15 protein-coding genes and 1 pseudogene are annotated in these 14,941 nt (G+C 60.0%); 7 read left to right on the top strand and 9 right to left on the bottom strand.

All coding sequences use genetic code 11. From position 1 onward, the window contains the following. Nucleotides 1-117: 117 nt before the first annotated feature. Nucleotides 118-1,377 carry a replication initiation protein RepC gene (gene repC / locus ACXAED_RS22840; protein WP_475053879.1) on the top strand — a complete coding sequence of 420 codons (1,260 nt, stop codon included), beginning with the start codon at nucleotides 118-120 and terminating at the stop codon, nucleotides 1,375-1,377. Nucleotides 1,378-1,392: 15 nt separating this feature from the next. Here the strand turns inward: repC and ACXAED_RS22845 are convergent, their stop codons facing one another. Next, nucleotides 1,393-1,635: a hypothetical protein gene (locus tag ACXAED_RS22845; RefSeq protein WP_027255871.1), complete on the bottom strand. Its 243-nt coding sequence runs from the start codon at nucleotides 1,633-1,635 to the stop codon at nucleotides 1,393-1,395. Between the two features lie 46 nt (nucleotides 1,636-1,681). On the opposite strand from ACXAED_RS22845, the gene ACXAED_RS22850 reads away from it, so the two are divergent. Beyond that, nucleotides 1,682-3,397, top strand: coding sequence for an RcgA family putative transporter (locus ACXAED_RS22850; protein ID WP_475053881.1), 1,716 nt, complete (start codon nucleotides 1,682-1,684; stop codon nucleotides 3,395-3,397). 323 nt (nucleotides 3,398-3,720) lie between these two features. On the opposite strand, the gene ACXAED_RS22855 is transcribed toward ACXAED_RS22850, so the two are convergent. Then, the gene (locus ACXAED_RS22855) at nucleotides 3,721-5,142 is read right to left on the bottom strand and encodes an IS1380 family transposase (RefSeq protein ID WP_074743528.1); all 1,422 of its coding nucleotides are present in this window, start codon (nucleotides 5,140-5,142) and stop codon (nucleotides 3,721-3,723) included. Between the two features lie 110 nt (nucleotides 5,143-5,252). Between ACXAED_RS22855 and ACXAED_RS22860 the strand changes: the two genes are divergently transcribed. After that, nucleotides 5,253-6,209 carry an alpha/beta fold hydrolase gene (locus ACXAED_RS22860; RefSeq protein ID WP_475053883.1) on the top strand — a complete coding sequence of 319 codons (957 nt, stop codon included), beginning with the start codon at nucleotides 5,253-5,255 and terminating at the stop codon, nucleotides 6,207-6,209. A 107-nt stretch (nucleotides 6,210-6,316) separates the two neighbouring features. Here the strand turns inward: ACXAED_RS22860 and ACXAED_RS22865 are convergent. The 3 genes and pseudogenes from ACXAED_RS22865 to ACXAED_RS22875 form a co-directional block, all read right to left on the bottom strand. Then, nucleotides 6,317-7,058, bottom strand: a pseudogene (locus tag ACXAED_RS22865) (IS6 family transposase). A 60-nt stretch (nucleotides 7,059-7,118) separates the two neighbouring features. Continuing rightward, the gene (locus ACXAED_RS22870; protein ID WP_475053885.1) at nucleotides 7,119-7,871 is read right to left on the bottom strand and encodes an SDR family NAD(P)-dependent oxidoreductase; all 753 of its coding nucleotides are present in this window, start codon (nucleotides 7,869-7,871) and stop codon (nucleotides 7,119-7,121) included. A 10-nt stretch (nucleotides 7,872-7,881) separates the two neighbouring features. Next, complete coding sequence (locus ACXAED_RS22875) at nucleotides 7,882-8,880, bottom strand: TRAP transporter large permease (RefSeq protein WP_475053887.1); 999 nt, start codon at nucleotides 8,878-8,880, stop codon at nucleotides 7,882-7,884. On the opposite strand from ACXAED_RS22875, the gene ACXAED_RS22880 reads away from it, so the two are divergent. From ACXAED_RS22880 to ACXAED_RS22895, 4 genes are read left to right on the top strand one after another with little or no spacing between them, the layout of a single operon-like run. Next, nucleotides 8,879-9,229 carry an IclR family transcriptional regulator domain-containing protein gene (locus tag ACXAED_RS22880; protein ID WP_475053890.1) on the top strand — a complete coding sequence of 117 codons (351 nt, stop codon included), beginning with the start codon at nucleotides 8,879-8,881 and terminating at the stop codon, nucleotides 9,227-9,229. The two genes, ACXAED_RS22875 and ACXAED_RS22880, sit on opposite strands and share 2 nt — an antisense overlap. A gap of 10 nt (nucleotides 9,230-9,239) precedes the next feature. After that, nucleotides 9,240-10,409 (top strand): acetyl-CoA acetyltransferase, encoded by a 1,170-nt coding sequence (locus ACXAED_RS22885; RefSeq protein ID WP_475053892.1) that lies wholly within the window; start codon nucleotides 9,240-9,242, stop codon nucleotides 10,407-10,409. After that, the gene (locus ACXAED_RS22890; RefSeq protein WP_475053895.1) at nucleotides 10,406-12,010 is read left to right on the top strand and encodes an acyl-CoA synthetase; all 1,605 of its coding nucleotides are present in this window, start codon (nucleotides 10,406-10,408) and stop codon (nucleotides 12,008-12,010) included. Before ACXAED_RS22885 ends, ACXAED_RS22890 begins: the two co-directional genes overlap by 4 nt. Continuing rightward, the gene (locus tag ACXAED_RS22895) at nucleotides 12,007-12,903 is read left to right on the top strand and encodes a PPC domain-containing DNA-binding protein (RefSeq protein ID WP_475053897.1); all 897 of its coding nucleotides are present in this window, start codon (nucleotides 12,007-12,009) and stop codon (nucleotides 12,901-12,903) included. Before ACXAED_RS22890 ends, ACXAED_RS22895 begins: the two co-directional genes overlap by 4 nt. A gap of 47 nt (nucleotides 12,904-12,950) precedes the next feature. On the opposite strand, the gene ACXAED_RS22900 is transcribed toward ACXAED_RS22895, so the two are convergent. From ACXAED_RS22900 to ACXAED_RS22915, 4 genes are all read right to left on the bottom strand, one after another. Continuing rightward, nucleotides 12,951-13,856, bottom strand: coding sequence for a bestrophin family protein (locus ACXAED_RS22900; RefSeq protein ID WP_475053898.1), 906 nt, complete (start codon nucleotides 13,854-13,856; stop codon nucleotides 12,951-12,953). A gap of 435 nt (nucleotides 13,857-14,291) precedes the next feature. Further along, nucleotides 14,292-14,516 (bottom strand): hypothetical protein, encoded by a 225-nt coding sequence (locus ACXAED_RS22905; RefSeq protein WP_475053900.1) that lies wholly within the window; start codon nucleotides 14,514-14,516, stop codon nucleotides 14,292-14,294. 48 nt (nucleotides 14,517-14,564) lie between these two features. Then, nucleotides 14,565-14,756: a DUF6494 family protein gene (locus ACXAED_RS22910; RefSeq protein ID WP_475053903.1), complete on the bottom strand. Its 192-nt coding sequence runs from the start codon at nucleotides 14,754-14,756 to the stop codon at nucleotides 14,565-14,567. Continuing rightward, on the bottom strand, nucleotides 14,753-14,935 hold the full coding sequence (locus ACXAED_RS22915; RefSeq protein WP_475053904.1) for a hypothetical protein: 183 nt from the start codon (nucleotides 14,933-14,935) through the stop codon (nucleotides 14,753-14,755). The genes ACXAED_RS22910 and ACXAED_RS22915 overlap by 4 nt, the downstream gene beginning before the upstream one ends. Nucleotides 14,936-14,941: the final 6 nt, after the last annotated feature.

A 14,941-nucleotide genomic window follows, 5' to 3' on the forward strand; every position in this document is an offset into this window, starting at 1 on the left:
CCTTTTCCTAGTGCATCCCCGGCATAACAGGCAAGTGAAAACGCATTCGTGCGAACAAAGATATTTTGCCTTATTCGTAAGCCGTTCCGCCTTGCTTCAATGACACGGAGCAAGAAATTGAGCAGATATGCCCATGCCTCACAGAATGAGGCGAAAACCTTTCCGGTACTTCCAGGAAACATGCAGCGCAGCGACGTCGAGCGCCTGCTGAGACGAATAGCCCCTGCACTCGGAATGAATGATGGCCAGTTGACCGTTGTGCTCGCCATGATTGACGAAACCAGGCCATCCGATTGGACCGACCCGGCAATGGAGCCGGTCTGCTTTTCGATGCAGTCAAATATCGCATACCTGACCGGCAAGGACGAACGGACGGTCAGGCGCATAGAAAAAGCCCTGGAGCAAGCCTTCGGTTTCATCCGCAACGAAGCCGCTATGAATGGCCGCCGCTGCCGCTACCGGAGGGCCAACGGTGAAGAGTTCCGCCAGGGCATCGTTTTCACTCCGTTGATTGAAGCAATGCCCCGCCTCATAAGTCTGGAGGCCGATGTTGCATCCGGCAGGATTGACCGGTCTGTGCTGAAGCAGAAAGTCAGTGCTGCAAAGCGCCGGATCAAATCACTGCTGATGGAACTGCAGCCGGTATACCCCGAAAGCCAGATTTTGTCAGAGCTGGCGCAGGAATTCACCGGCTGGCCCGCCCGCTACAACGCTTCTGTGTCAGCAAGCGCGTTGCGGGATCATTTGGGTGAGGTCAGCTCGGTTCTTGAAGAGCTGCAGGCTTTCGCCGAAACGAAGCATGAAGAGTCCGCCCTGCCGGACAGAGATGTCCGCCGCTATATACAAGATACAACTCAAGAAAAAATTGTACCCTGTAACGATCCCGAGAAGATAGGGACTGCCCCCAAGCGGGCAGGCCTGGATGTTTGTGCTGCACAGCCTGACGGCCGTGCAGATTGCTTAGAAAAGCAGTATGCGGCGCCGGATCGGGTTCACAAGGACGACGTCCGCAGCTTCGGGGCCCGTCTTACGCTGACCAGGCTGTTCAGCCTCTGTTCCCGCGACATGCAAATGCAGGTCATGATTTCCTGCGGCGACAGGCCAAGCTTTGATGAGCGAGATTTCATAAACGCTGCCATTGACCGGCTGCATCCCCTCTGCATTCACCCTTCTGCCTACCAGGATGCTGCCGGTCAAATGGGAGAAATCGCGGCAATGCTGTGTGTTCTGCTCATCGACCGGAACCGCTTCCACCCGGTTACTCCAATAGCCAATCCGGGCGGAGCGCTCAGGGCCATGACGCGGCGGCATGCCGCCGGACAGCTTAACCTTGTGCAGAGTTTGTTCGGGCTGATGAAACGGGGTGACACCGGATGACGGCTGCGCATACGGCTACCTCCAATCCAGTTCAAATTCTCCCGTGTTCCAGAAATAGGCGACACCGGTCTTGCCTCGCGCGTCCTCAACTTGGGCGACCGGAACCGCCTGTTTTCTGACACCTTTCCTGGCACGATGCGCAGCCCCCTCCGGGCGTTCACAGGCTTTGAGAGAGCGTGCGGCTGGCTCGTACCCGCTGAGCGGTTTTCCGACCCGCACACCCATTGCTTCTATGGCTTCTTTGATGCCGTTGTTCATTGGTTAGCACACCATTAAATTGAATCGGCGTGCTGAATACGTCGAATTGAGCGAGTGGCACGATAGGATACGAAGACTTGCGAAACATAACGAAACGAAAGTTTTTAAGCTATTGTTAAAACGAGATAAATTCTTCCAGCCTCCATCATCGAACGGAGGGACATTCAAAGACCTGTTCAAACAGGCTGCAGCCGCCGGCGTCGGCCGGCCCGTGGACAAGGACGGGTTCCCTGAAGGGCCCTGGACGCCGGATCTGCTTGCCGATGCAATTTCTCAGATCGATGCGAACCGGACCGGCATTGACCTGCGCACCGTTCAACTCTGGTTTCAGGACAACGAGAAGGGAATAAGTGCAGACAATATCCGCTGGCTTGCCAGAGTGTTCGGGTGCGGAGACCCAGCAGCAACCAGCGAATGGCAGGCAGAACTGAGTGCGGGGCAATCGCGGCTGGCGGCGAAGAGACGTCAGAAAAGAAAGTCCGTGCCGCGGGATCAGCTACCTGTTCCGGATGCTGCCTTGAGCAACCTGGTGCTTGTGCCTGAGGAAAGACCACAAGATGCCGCCGCCGTACAGCCAAAGCGGCGGTTCAGACTGGCGAGGACGTCCGAAGCCCTTTTCCACGGCCGCAACTCATTGAACTTGCCGATAGCGGTTTGGGCTAGCGGCGGTGTGCTCTGGTTCCTAGCCTATATCATGGGGGTCCACAGTGTCACCTACAGCCCGATTGAGGGCTTGGACAAACAAGTCGGGTTCTATTGGTCTTTGAGCTGGACCGTTGGCGAAATGGCCTTGCTGCCGCTGTTCCTGATATTCGCGGCAGAGCTGCTGTCGTTCTGGAAAGAAGACGGGCGCGCTTCGCTGGCAGCGATCCACGGGGATTTGACTGGCGATGAAGGCTGGACGCGCAAGGTGGACTCATTCTCCCTTTCATACTGGGCGATCTTCCTGATTTGTTTTCTGATGGTCTTTTTTGTTCAGTGGGCAGGAGTGTATTTGCGCACACTCCTGCAGGGCGACCCGGGTAATGCCATGCTGGATTGGATCCTCGTGGTCCTCGCCCGCCCCGAGGTGGCATCGGTCCCGGAAGCTATCATGGTGTCCATGCTCGCATTCCTTTATTCTGGTATGATCTACTGGTTCTTTTTCATCGGTCTTCTCTTGCTCTACACGATTGTCAGTGACTACTGCGGAGTGCGCAGTGCCCCCGAGCTTGAAACCAATGAAGAGCACCAGCGCCAGGTTCGCGAAGCCGGAACCAAAATCATGCGGGGGATCTTTCGCTGCACGGTTTTGGGGATCCTGCTTGCCACCTGCATAAAACTGAATGCCGCGTATTTGATATCAGATGGGGCGACCGTCGCAGACTGGCTGATCAACGATATGCGAGCAGCTTTCGGTGTGCAGAACGCAGAGTGGGGTTGGCTTGACCAGAGTCCGTCCCCGTTCTTCACAAGCTTCCTTCTTCTGTTCGTTACCTGCTTTGTATTTTTTGTCTGTTTTGCCCAAATCTATTGGGTTCTGGACCTGTCTGCGGTAGCAGAACCGCCTGTCGGGACAAAAGAAAGTCGGCAGGAAGCCCCAGCTAAAATTTTGTGGTTCAAGATGGTTTTTGTCGTTGTTCTGCTCGCTGCCACGTTTCTCCTTGTTGGCCAGTTCCACGGCTTTTCAATTCTGCTGGCCGGCAGTGTGGTGGTTGCAATCGGCAGTCTTTTCTGGCGAACACAGGAGCAGGAATTCAGAAAAATTGCGGATGCGGCCTGAGCACTATCATGGCTGCCGCCGCGGAACTCGGCTCCGGCGTGCCGCAGGCGAGCTGGTTGTGCCCGAAATGACTTATATTGAAGAGACTTATTGATCCCGCATTATTCGCCGAGCCGGCTCGGCGGCGCGCTGGAGGCGGGTTGAAGCCGTTCTTGCCGGCTTCTGGGCACCAGCTTATTGCCGATGAGAGCTACGCATCCCGGTTTGGTTGAGAGAGTGGACGAGACGACATCCTTTGGATGATTTCACCCTTTGGATCGGCCACGACTTCTGGCCGCCCCTGGGCGTTCATTCTGTCGGCGGCATCTGCAACTTGCTCGCGATTATGGGTCGGCCCCGCGTAGCATCTGGATCTGCGGCCAGATGGCGGCCCAGTAGGGCGCGGCCGTTGCGGCAAGTATCAAGGTCATGCGCCGGGCTGAAATGATGAGACGAGCGCCGGCGCGCAGCACGCGTTCCCGCAGGCGGCGCAGGCTCCAAGGGGCTTTCGTGGCGCGCGCCATGGCCCGGCGCGCCACGTGCATGATCTGGTAGGCGAGCATGGCGACGAGCAACCGGACTTCGTTGCAGGCGAAGGCATCGATGGGGGGCGTGACCGATTTCGGCTTCTTGCCGCGCAGATGGGTCTTGGCGCGATTGGTGGAGGACAGCGCTGGAGACAGCACGTCCATCAGCTCGCCCATGTGGCCTTCTGCTTTGCCGCGCTGGCGATAATGGTCCAGCAGGGCCTGCCCCTTCATCTGGAAGCGCGAGATCGAGGTGACGAGGAAGAAGCGGTCGAGTAGCAGATCGCCCTCGCGCTCCTTGACCACCAGCACCACACGGCGGGGCTCGTCCCAGCCCTGCGCCTGGTATTCCAGCTCATGCGTCCAAAGCCGCGGTTCCGTCGGCCGTCGTCCCGGCGGTCGCTTCATGTGCGGCGCCGCGAGCCTGTCGAGGGCTGCGTTCGCCCGCAGGCGGGCGACGTGGTGGATGCCGCGCCCCTCCAGGCCCGACAGGAGCGCGCCAGAGGGGAAGCCTGCATCGATGCGCACGGTCGTGATCTTGCACAGGCTGGCCTCGGCCCGATCGACGACGTCGAGAATGACGTCCAGCGCACCGTCGGCAGTGCCGACATTTCCGGGGCGTAAACGCGCGTCGAGCATGTCGCCGGTCTCGGCGATGGAGGTGACCAGCGGGTGATAGACCCGGGTCCGGTAGTGCCCGTTCCACTCGGCCTTCGGTTGATGGCCATGCACCTCGATGGGCAGACTGTCGACGTCCAGCGTCATGCGAGTGCGCCGCTGCCCGCCATTCTCGGCGCGCAGGTTCCGACCGGCGAGTTCGAGGGCAGCCTCCCGCAGAACCTTCAGGTTGCCTGGCTCCGCCAGCATCGCTGTGCAACGCGAAAGCGTGGGCTGAGAGGCCAGCCCAGGGTGCCCAGTCAGCGGCGTCAGCCCGGCCGACGAGGCGGCCGCCACACGCATCGCTGGATCATGCCGCAAGGCATCCGCATCGTCGTGGTCCTGCCAACCCTGAGCGACCAGGAGCACCATGGTCCGCAAGAGCGACGGCAGGTCATGCACGACATCGGCTTGGCGGCGGCTGTCCTTCATCCGCGCCGCCATCCAGCCGATAATCCCGGTCGCGTCGAGAGCTTCTCGCAGCAGTACTGCGCCAGGATCGCCCGTCAGGCGCTCGGCGCGAGTTTCGATCGAAAGAGAGCGGTTGAATCCGGCCGTGACCGGCCGTAGCGTTTCACCCATGCGTGCGTCCGAAGCTGCTGGCGGATTTTGGTGTAGCAACTTGATTCTACGGCGCTTTCAGGCGCACGCAACCTGCCCCCATCGATTTGGATGAATAAACCGGGTTGATAATGGAAAAAGCAGTTTACTACTCCAAGGCAGCTGAAGGCCCTGAAAACGGGTCGGCCTATTGGATACACGCAAAAGACAATGTACGCCTCCGTGCGGGGCTGTGGAAAACCGGCCAGGCTTGCAAAGGCACTGTGTTCCTGTTCCCGGGTCGCACGGAGTACATAGAGCTATGGGGCCGCACGGCCGCGGATCTCGATAGGCTGGGCTATACGGCATTCGCGATCGACTGGCGCGGGCAAGGTCTCGCTGACCGGGTCACCGGGGACCGGAAGACAGGCCATGTGAAGCGCTTTTCCGAATTTCAGATGGATGCCGCCGCGATGTTCGAGGCTGCAGAGAAGCTGAATCTTCCGAAACCCTGGTATCTGATCGGGCATTCGATGGGTGCCTGCATTGGCTTTCGCGCTTTGACGGAAGGCCTGCCAGTGTCGGCGTGTGCATTCACCGCACCGATGTTCGGGATTAAACTTTCCCTTATTGAGCGTATGGCAGCGTGGCCGCTGACATGGGCCGCTCAAGCCTTGGGAAGAGGCCACATTTATGCCCCCGGTTATACCGGTCAAACCTATGTTCTGGGCTCTGCGTTCGAAGGCAACAAGCTTACAAACGATCCGGATATGTATCAGCACTGGGTAAGTCAGGCCCTGTCGCTGTCCGAGCTGCAAATTGGCGGACCAAGCATGGGCTGGCTGTTCCAGGCGCTTCGAGAAACCCGGAGCCTGTCAGGCGTGGCATCTCCGCAAATCCCATGCATCTCCTTCTGCGGCGATCAGGATCAAATCGTTGACATTCCCGCGATTCAAAACCGCATGGAACGCTGGCCCGGTGGCAGTTTGGAGTTGATCAAAAATGCCAAGCACGAGTTGTTTGCTGAAAGCGCCGAAGTCCGCGAGAGGATCTTTGCCCAAATAGATCGGCTGTTTTCTACGGCTATCAAAAAGGAACAGGCTGCTTGAGGGGAGTGCTGTTGGTGAGATGAGGCCATTGGTGGCTGCCGCGAGTCACGGCCAAAGTAGAGTTTGGCGGCTCAAGGTGACCCGGTCGCAGTGCTTGATGTTTAAGGTCAAGGCACTGCGAAGTAACCGACCGGGTCTGTCTGCGATGTTCGCGCGGCTCGGAGATTGGCAATATCGCGCCACGCATCACTGGCGGTGGTGCGGAGCTCGCAAAATTCCGCGGATCTTATTTCGTGGCGGGGCAATTGAAACAAGTTTGCAATCGGATCGTGAATGAAGACGAAGCGCCGCAAGGGCCAAGCCTTCCGAAAGCGATTCAAAATGCCTTGACGCTCTCGGATAGGCTGGCGGGAGTTTTCGGCCAGGTTGTTCACACTCTTGTTCGGGCGATGCTCAACCCCGGGCATAATCGCACGCCTTGCCGCTCGTTGTGAGCGAAGCCGGTCGGTGATAAAATACCCGGCAGATGGCCTTGCCGGGCCAACAGCTTGCGCATCAGGTGTAGAGCAGCCTGCTGGTCACTGCGGGCTTGGACCAGAGCATTCAGCACCTACCCCTCCTGATCGACGACCCGCCAAAGCCAATGCTCGCCCCCCCGATTGACATGACAACATCGTCCAGATGCCAATTTCTGCCGAGCTTGCCAGCTGACCGGCCGCAATTGTTGTTGCGCGTTTTCTTCCTAACTTTTCAGCCTGGGCCCACATTTTCTGATGCGATGATACCCAGCTTAGCAAGAAGATCCTCTACCATCCGAAGGCTGCGCAGAAACCGGAAGTACAGCCAGACAGCGCAAGCAATCACTTCGGGCGGGCAACGGTTGCCGCGACAGAGGCAGGCGTCGGTCATGCCGCCGCTTCGCACTTTTTTGCGGGCAGCCGCATTAACTTAATAGCCCCTCCCGCGGCGCTACTTCCTTAATGCAGGCAGCCCCACACCAGTGGACTGGAAACCGCCGTCCGAGGCGATCGTCTGCCCCGTCACGTAACTGGCCTTATCCGAACACAGGAAGACGATCACCGATGCGATTTCATCCTCCGACCCGTAGCGGTTCAGGGGGATAGCGTCGTGATAGGCATCGATGATTTCTTGGCTGTGCACGGCCATTGCGAGCTTGGTCCGCACCGGTCCGGGCGCCACGCAGTTTGCGCGTACACCGTGTTCCCCCAGCTCTGCCGCCTGCTGCTGCGTCAGGTGGATCACCGCTGCCTTCGAGGTGCCATAGGCCACCCGCAGGGTTGAGGCTCGCAGCCCCGAGATCGAGGCGATATTGACGATCGCCTCCGCGGTTTCCTTCAGATGCGGGATCGCCGCCTGGCTGCACAGGAACACGCCGTCAAGGTTGGTCTCCATCACCCGCCGCCATCGGTCGAAGCCGGTCTCCTCGATTGGTCCGAAATCAGCCACGCCCGCATTGTTCACCAGTGCATCGATCCGGCCAAAGTGTTCCGCGCATTCCGCCATCATCGCCGCCACCTGATCCGGCTGCGACACATCGCAAACAACCGGCAGCACATTTTTCAGCTGCGCCGCTTCCGCCATCAGCGCCTCGCCGTCGCGGTCGATCATCGCAACCTGCCGCCCCTCGGCAAGAAACTGTTTGGCGGCAGCCAGCCCGATACCGCGGGCTGCACCGGTGACAATCACGGTTTTTCTGGTCATTGCAAATTCCTCAGTTGGCAGGGCCGGACAGGCCGATGGACAGTTGCGGGAACAGCCCGATTACCGCCAGCCCCAAGAGGCAGAACAGCAGGAAGGGCATCGCCCCCCGCGCGACCCGTTCAATGGGCAGCCGGGTGACATTGGCAGCGACATACAGGTTAATGCCGACCGGCGGGGTGATCAGCCCGATGGCCAGGTTGACCATCACCAGCACCCCGAACCAGACCGGATCCCAGCCCAGTTCGCGGGCCACCGGCATCAGGATCGGCAGGCAGATGAACATTACCGTGACCGCATCCATGAACATGCCCGCAACCAGCAGGATCAGCATGATCACCAGCAGGATCACCCATTCATTGCCGCTCAGCCCCAAGAGCACCCCGGAATAGCTGCCAATCAGATCCTCCACCGTGACCACCCAGCCAAAGAGGCTGGCATAGGCCACTACCAGCATCACCGTGGCAGAGGATGCGGCAGCATCGCACAGCGAATTGTAGAGCCCGGCAATGGTCAGCGTCCGGTAGACCAGCCCGCCGACCAGCAGCGCATAGACCGTGGCTACCAGCGCCGCTTCGGTCGGGGTGAAGACACCGGAGTAGATGCCGCCCAGGATCACCACAGGGGTCATCAGCCCCCAGAAACTATCCTTGAACGACAGCCACAGCCGCAGCGCATAGGGCCGGTCCGCATGCGGCGCCGGGCTAAGCGCCTGCAGCGAGGGCGCATCGCCGCCCGCGCCGCCGCGACGCTTGGCCAGCGGCAGCGTCAGCAGCATCATTAGTCCCATGAAAAGCCCGGGCAGGATCGCCGCCAGGAACAGGTGCGAGATCGAGGTCTCGGCGATCACCCCGTAGATCACCAGCCCGATCGACGGCGGGATGACGATCGACAGCGCGGCGCCGGTGCAAACCAGCCCGGCGGCATAGGCGCGGGGATACCCGATCCGTACCTTTGCGCTGATGACCGGGCGGCTGCACCCGCTAGGCGTCGGCGCAGGCTCGCTGGCCATGCTCTCCGCCCTGCCTGCTGCAGAGGCGGAGGCCGCGCTTGAAGCCAATGCCGCGCTGCTGGCTTCGGAGTACCCGCAGCTGCCGCCCGGCCGAATTCGAAGCTGCATCGCGGAGACGCGCAGCACCGGCTATGCGCTCAATCCTGGGCTGGTCTTTCCCGATTCGTGGGGAATCGGCGTGGTACTGCATCGCCCCGACGGCAGCCTGGCCGGCGCCCTGTCGCTGGCCGCCATCGAAAGCCGGATGCAGCCGCCGCGGCGGGCCGAACTGGCGGCGCGGCTGCAGGAGGCGGCCCAAAGCATCGAAACGAAACTCGCGCAGCTCTATGCCGCGCGCACCCCCACCTGAGGAGGACACTATGAGCGAAGCACAGATCATCGGATGGGGGCATACGCCGTTCGGCAAATCTACGCTACCCGGCACGGAAGAGCTGATGGCCGCTGCTGTCACCGAGGCGCTGGAGCACGCAGGCATCGCGCCGCAGGACGTCGACGGCATCTTTGCCGGGGTGTTCAACAATGGCTTCTCGCAGCAGGATTTCCAGGCCGCGCTGGTGGCAATGGGCGACGAGCGTTTTGCCCACACCCCCGCCACCCGTTTTGAAAACGCCTGCGCCACCGGTTCGGCGGCGCTGCACGGGGCGCTGGATTTCATCGCCGCGGGCCGGGGCCGGATCGCGCTGGTGGTGGGTGCGGAAAAGATGACCGCCACCCCCACGCCCAAGGTCGGAGACATCCTTCTGGGCGCTTGCTACCGAAATGAAGAGGCGGAAAAAGACGGTGGCTTTGCCGGGCTATTCGGCCAGATCGCGGCCGGCTATTTCCAGCGCTATGGCGACAAGAGCGAAGAACTTGCGATGATCGCCGCCAAGAACCACGCCAATGGCATGGCCAACCCACTGGCTCATATGCGCAAGGATTTCGGCACCGCCTTCTGCAACACTGTATCCGACAAGAATCCGCTGGTCGCAGGCCCGCTGCGGCGCACCGACTGCTCGCTGGTCTCCGACGGGGCGGCGGTACTGGTGCTGGCAGACCCGAAAACCGCGGCCGGCATGCAGCGCGCCATCGCCTTCCGCGCCCGCACCCACGCCAATGAGATCATGGCGCTGTCGCGCCGCGACGTGCTGGAATTCGCCGGCGCCCGCCGCGCCTGGGCTGCCGCCTTCGACCACTCCGGACTGACCCTTGATGACCTGTCGCTGGTGGAGACCCACGACTGCTTCACCATCGCCGAGATGCTCGAATACGAGGCAATGGGCCTGGCCGAACGCGGCCAGGGCGGCCGGGTGATCCGCGACGGCATCACCGCCAAGGACGGCAAGCTGCCGGTTAATGCTTCCGGCGGGCTTAAGTCCAAGGGCCACCCGATCGGCGCCACTGGCGTGTCGATGCATGTGATGGCAGCAATGCAGCTGATGGAGGAGGCCGAAGACATGCAGGTCCCCGGCGCCGAAATCGCCGGCGTGTTCAACATGGGCGGCGCCGCGGTCGCCAATTATGTATCGATCCTGGAGCGGGTAAAATGAGCACCAGCCTGCCCCAAGCCATCACCCCGGTTTCCTCCCGGGTGATGAACCTGTCCCATCTACTGACCGAAAGCGCCCGCCGCCACTCCGATGAAACCGGCTTTGTCTGGGGCGACCGGACCTGGAGCTGGGCCGAAATGGAGGCTCGCTCCGCTGCCTTTGCCGCCGCCCTGTCGGACCGCTTCGGGCTCGGCAAGGGCGACCGCCTGCTGGTGCAGTCGGCCAACAACAACCAAATGTTCGAGGCGATGTTCGCCTGCTGGCGTATCGGCGCGATCTGGGTGCCAGCCAACTTCCGCCAATCGCCGGATGAACTAGCCTATCTGGCCGAAAGTTCCGGTGCCAAGGGCATGCTGTGCGGTGCCGAGTTCCCCGGTCATGCAGCGGCCTGCAAGCGGCTGCGCTTTACCATCGGCATCGGTGAAGGTCTTGGAGACAGCTACGAGACGTTGGTGGCGGAATACCGCGGCCAGGCGCAGACCGCGGTGGCGGTGGACCGGGACGATCCCTGCTGGTTCTTTTTCACCTCCGGCACCACCGGGCGGCCCAAGGCAGCGGTGCTGACGCATGGCCAGCTCGCCTTTGTCGTGACCAACCACCTCTGCGACCTGATGCCAGGTACGGGCCCCGAAGACGCCTCAATCGTGGTGGCGCCGCTCAGCCACGGCGCCGGCATCCACCAGCTGGCGCAGGTCGCTCATGGCGCCAAAACGATCCTGCCCGCCGGGGCGAAGTTCGACCCGGACGAGATCTGGGGACTGGTGGCAAAATGGAACGTCAGCAACCTGTTCACCGTGCCGACCATCGTCAAGCTGCTGGTGGAACACCCGTCGGTGCATCAGCACGACCATTCCAGCCTGCGCTACATGATCTATGCCGGCGCCCCAATGTACCGCGCCGACCAGGTCCGGGCGCTGCTGGTGCTGGGCCCCAAGCTGGTGCAGTATTTCGGCCTGGGCGAGGTGACCGGCAACATCACAGTGTTGCCCCCGGCCCATCATTCGGCCGATGATGCGGCCATGCGGATCGGCAGCTGTGGCTTTGCCCGCACCGGCATGCAGGTACAGATCCAGGACAGCGAGGGACGCGAGGTGGCGCCCGGCGAAACCGGCGAGATCGCGGTGATCGGCCCCGCCGTCTTTGCCGGCTATTTCAACAACCCCGAAGCCAACGCCAAAAGCTTCCGCAACGGTTGGTTCCTGACCGGCGACCTCGGCCATATGGACGCCCGGGGCTTCGTCTACCTGACCGGCCGAGCCTCCGACATGTATATCTCCGGCGGCTCCAACATCTACCCGCGCGAGATCGAGGAAAAGATCCTGCAGCACCCGGCAGTGTCCGAAGCAGCGGTTCTGGGAATCCCGGATCCGGTCTGGGGCGAAATCGGTGTCGCAGTTTGCGTCGCCCGCACGGACGCAAGCATCACCGCCGAGGGGCTGCTGGAATGGCTTGACGGCAGGCTCGCCCGCTACAAGATGCCCCGCCATGCGGTGTTCTGGGAGGAAATACCCAAAAGCGCCTACGGCAAGATCACAAAGAAGATGATCCGCGAACAGCTGATTGCCCGCGGCAGCCTGCCCGAACCGGCGCCGGCACAATGAACACGCTGCAAGAGCTGGCACACCCAGGCCCCCGTGCGGCAGACCGCTATGCCGCCCTGCCCTGCCGGGCGCAGCCGGTCACACTGCGGCTGGCGGCCGGGCTGCCTTTCGACCAGGCGGTGGTACAGGGATTTGCAGCAGCCGGGTTTACCGCGGGCTATCTTTGGCTGCCACCTGCGCGGTTTGCCCGGCTTACCTATGTCATCCCAGCGCCTGCCCCCGGCGACGGCCGTGCCGCTTGGTATAGCAAACCCCATGTGTTGATGGATGCCGCCGCCTCGGAGGCCGGACTGCATCTTGGCAGCAAGGCAGGCGCCCCCTTTCTGCATTGCCACGGGCTGTGGTGCACGCCGGGCGGGGATCTGCGCATGGGGCATCTCCTGGCACCGGATTCGGTGCTGCGCGAAGATGTGATTGCAACCGGCTCGGGCCTGTCGGGTGCTGCGCTGGATGTGGCGCCGGATCCGGAAACCGGCTTTGACCTCTTTGCGCCTGCCGCAGCAACTGGCGGCGAGGCCGGCGCAGGCGCCCCCGCCCTGCTCTGCACCATGCGTCCGAACGAGGATCCGCACAGCCTGCTGCCGCAGATCGCGCGGGGCATGGCGCCACTTAGGATCGAAGGGATCGGCAGTCTGGTCCACACGCGTTTCGCCAGCGGCACGCTCGACAGCTACGCAACCGAAGTGCTTCTGCGCACCAGTTGTGTCGCTGGCGACAGCGCCACCCTGAATGCCGCTTCGGTCGGGTTCGACGGAACTCCCATGACTGGCGTTCTGCGCCCTCATGCAAACCGCATCTGCATCACCGCCGAGTTGCTGCTGATTGAGGCGGAAGCAGAAAACGAAAGGGGCAACATGACGGAATCGCCGACCGGGGGGGCGGTCACATCATGAAAGCCCCGCTAACTGAATATTAACCTATTTTTGCTTTTTTCCGAAACTCAAATTAACACATGGCTTTTAGGTAAAATCTGTTCTGGCGCGTGGAGATCAAGAGCCTCGCAAGCTGAAATCTCTATCAATCGGCACATCGCTTCCAGAGGCAGCCCGTTTTCGACGTTGCGGAAAGGCAACTCCAACTCGTTGGCCACCGATTGCAAACCCAAGAACACATAGGCGACGACTGCCGCAAACACGGGCGTGAACCAGTTGGTGGAATCTATGAGTGCAAAGGGCAAAAGCCAGCAGTACAAGTAGGTCGTCCGGCGAACCAGCAAAGAATAGACAAAGGGAACCGGCGTAGACGATATTCGTTCGCAGCCCGCCTGCGCTGAGGCAAGAGACGACAATGATTGCGACAGAGTCAACTGCCCAAACCCGCTGAGTGCACCTGCGACGATCAACGATCTAATGTGGTCGGTCATCAATCTCAGTGCCGCGTCGGCTGGATTTGCCTGCGCCAGCAAAGCTTCGGTCTTTTTTCTACCAATCCAAGGGACAATATCTTCACTCACGTCCACCTGACGCAGTGTGCCGCGGTGTAAATGCGCAAAAGCAACAGCGCAAGACATGATACGCTCGCGGTCCATTTTCCGGCCGATAAAAATGCACAAATTCTGCCCCAGAATACGGACTTCGGCATTTATTGATCCCCAAATCTTTCGGGCCTCCCACCACCGATCGTAGGCGGCATTGTTGCGAAATCCCAAAAAAAGTGACAGCGCAACACCAAATACGCCCATTGCAGGCATCGAAATGCGCGGCAATTTAACGACGTGAAGGTCGATCAATAGGATCAGCGCCGAAAGCATTGCAACGCTGATAATTTGACCGGCAATTTTCGGTACGATAGAGCCTTGCATAACGAAAAACAGTTGCAGTGCATTTGGATGATCCCTAACTATCATCTATTTTTCCTTTTGCACTGACCGGCGGCACTCTGAGCCCTGACTACGTGCTATGTGCCGCCGGAAATTGGAATCTCCCAACAGTTGGTTCCACCCCGGAATTTGGGCCACCCCTACGCGAGAGACAACGGCAGTTGGGCGGCTTGGGTTGCGTCCCAAGTTAAGGTAGCATGGCCATCGGCCCTGTGTCACTGACTTTGACCCCACTATCGGTTTCTAACAAGACTGGGTTAGCGGCCAACAGTCTTAGGCTGCAAACTTCCGAATCGCGCAGTTACTGTACGTAAATTTTTTGTTGTACGGCTCAAATGATTGCTCGCCTGTCATTAATCCGACAACAGAAACTGAAAAGGTCGCGAGAGTAATCGTCTTTGATTATCGACATTGTTTGTGTAACCGCCCCCCGCTGGCCTCCGTCACCACAAAGCAGGGCAGCTACTTGGTGAAGAACTTAAGTATTCGGGGCCTTCTGAGCTTCTTGCGCAATTCAGCACTGTCATTGCTGTCAGCACCATGAACCTGCGCCACATTTTTCGCCGGAGCCAGTCCGACCATGCTAAACTCCCACTTGCCCGCCTCCCAATATGAATTGTTGCGATCCCAGCTTGGCAAGTCGATGACGTCGGGGGCGGTTGCAGCATCAAAGCCCTCGTCGGCCACTGATTTTCGAAACTCTGCAGTATTGCCCCCGCGAGCGGATCTCTCGACCTATTCCTTGCCAGTGATTATTCCGGTCACCTCATGACAAAGGCCAAGTTCTTTGATCTCAATCACGGCCTTTACTTCGAAAGATTTTTCAGAAGTGTCCGCATCACGCATAGATTCCTCGATCGCCTGCTGTGATGTGACGCCAACTTGTTTCAAGAACTTGCGCATGGACATGTTGAAAGAGTCTGTCATTTAGATTTCCTTTCGACTGAAGTTTTCAGGTGGTCAGTTATCATACCCAGAATAATAATCGCATCATTGAAAAACGCTAATCTGGATACTAGAGCTGTTTCGGCTGTCACTCCACCTGCCGAAACGGCCGTGGAAAAATCCAGATAATTTTGTTGGCAGTGGCGCGAACCGGTGGTCATTGGGTT

This window comes from Leisingera sp. ABM4_103 (assembly GCF_056158685.1).

Coding starts and splice junctions, on each gene's coding strand:
- ACXAED_RS22880 (WP_475053890.1), top strand. CDS start 8,879: ATGCTCTCCGCCCTGCCTGCTGCAGAGGCGGAGGCCGCGCTTGAAGCC.
- ACXAED_RS22875 (WP_475053887.1), bottom strand. CDS start 8,880: ATGGCCAGCGAGCCTGCGCCGACGCCTAGCGGGTGCAGCCGCCCGGTC.
- ACXAED_RS22890 (WP_475053895.1), top strand. CDS start 10,406: ATGAGCACCAGCCTGCCCCAAGCCATCACCCCGGTTTCCTCCCGGGTG.
- ACXAED_RS22855 (WP_074743528.1), bottom strand. CDS start 5,142: ATGGGTGAAACGCTACGGCCGGTCACGGCCGGATTCAACCGCTCTCTT.
- ACXAED_RS22910 (WP_475053903.1), bottom strand. CDS start 14,756: ATGACAGACTCTTTCAACATGTCCATGCGCAAGTTCTTGAAACAAGTT.
- ACXAED_RS22860 (WP_475053883.1), top strand. CDS start 5,253: ATGGAAAAAGCAGTTTACTACTCCAAGGCAGCTGAAGGCCCTGAAAAC.
- ACXAED_RS22870 (WP_475053885.1), bottom strand. CDS start 7,871: ATGACCAGAAAAACCGTGATTGTCACCGGTGCAGCCCGCGGTATCGGG.
- ACXAED_RS22900 (WP_475053898.1), bottom strand. CDS start 13,856: ATGATAGTTAGGGATCATCCAAATGCACTGCAACTGTTTTTCGTTATG.
- ACXAED_RS22895 (WP_475053897.1), top strand. CDS start 12,007: ATGAACACGCTGCAAGAGCTGGCACACCCAGGCCCCCGTGCGGCAGAC.
- ACXAED_RS22915 (WP_475053904.1), bottom strand. CDS start 14,935: ATGACCACCGGTTCGCGCCACTGCCAACAAAATTATCTGGATTTTTCC.
- ACXAED_RS22845 (WP_027255871.1), bottom strand. CDS start 1,635: ATGAACAACGGCATCAAAGAAGCCATAGAAGCAATGGGTGTGCGGGTC.
- ACXAED_RS22885 (WP_475053892.1), top strand. CDS start 9,240: ATGAGCGAAGCACAGATCATCGGATGGGGGCATACGCCGTTCGGCAAA.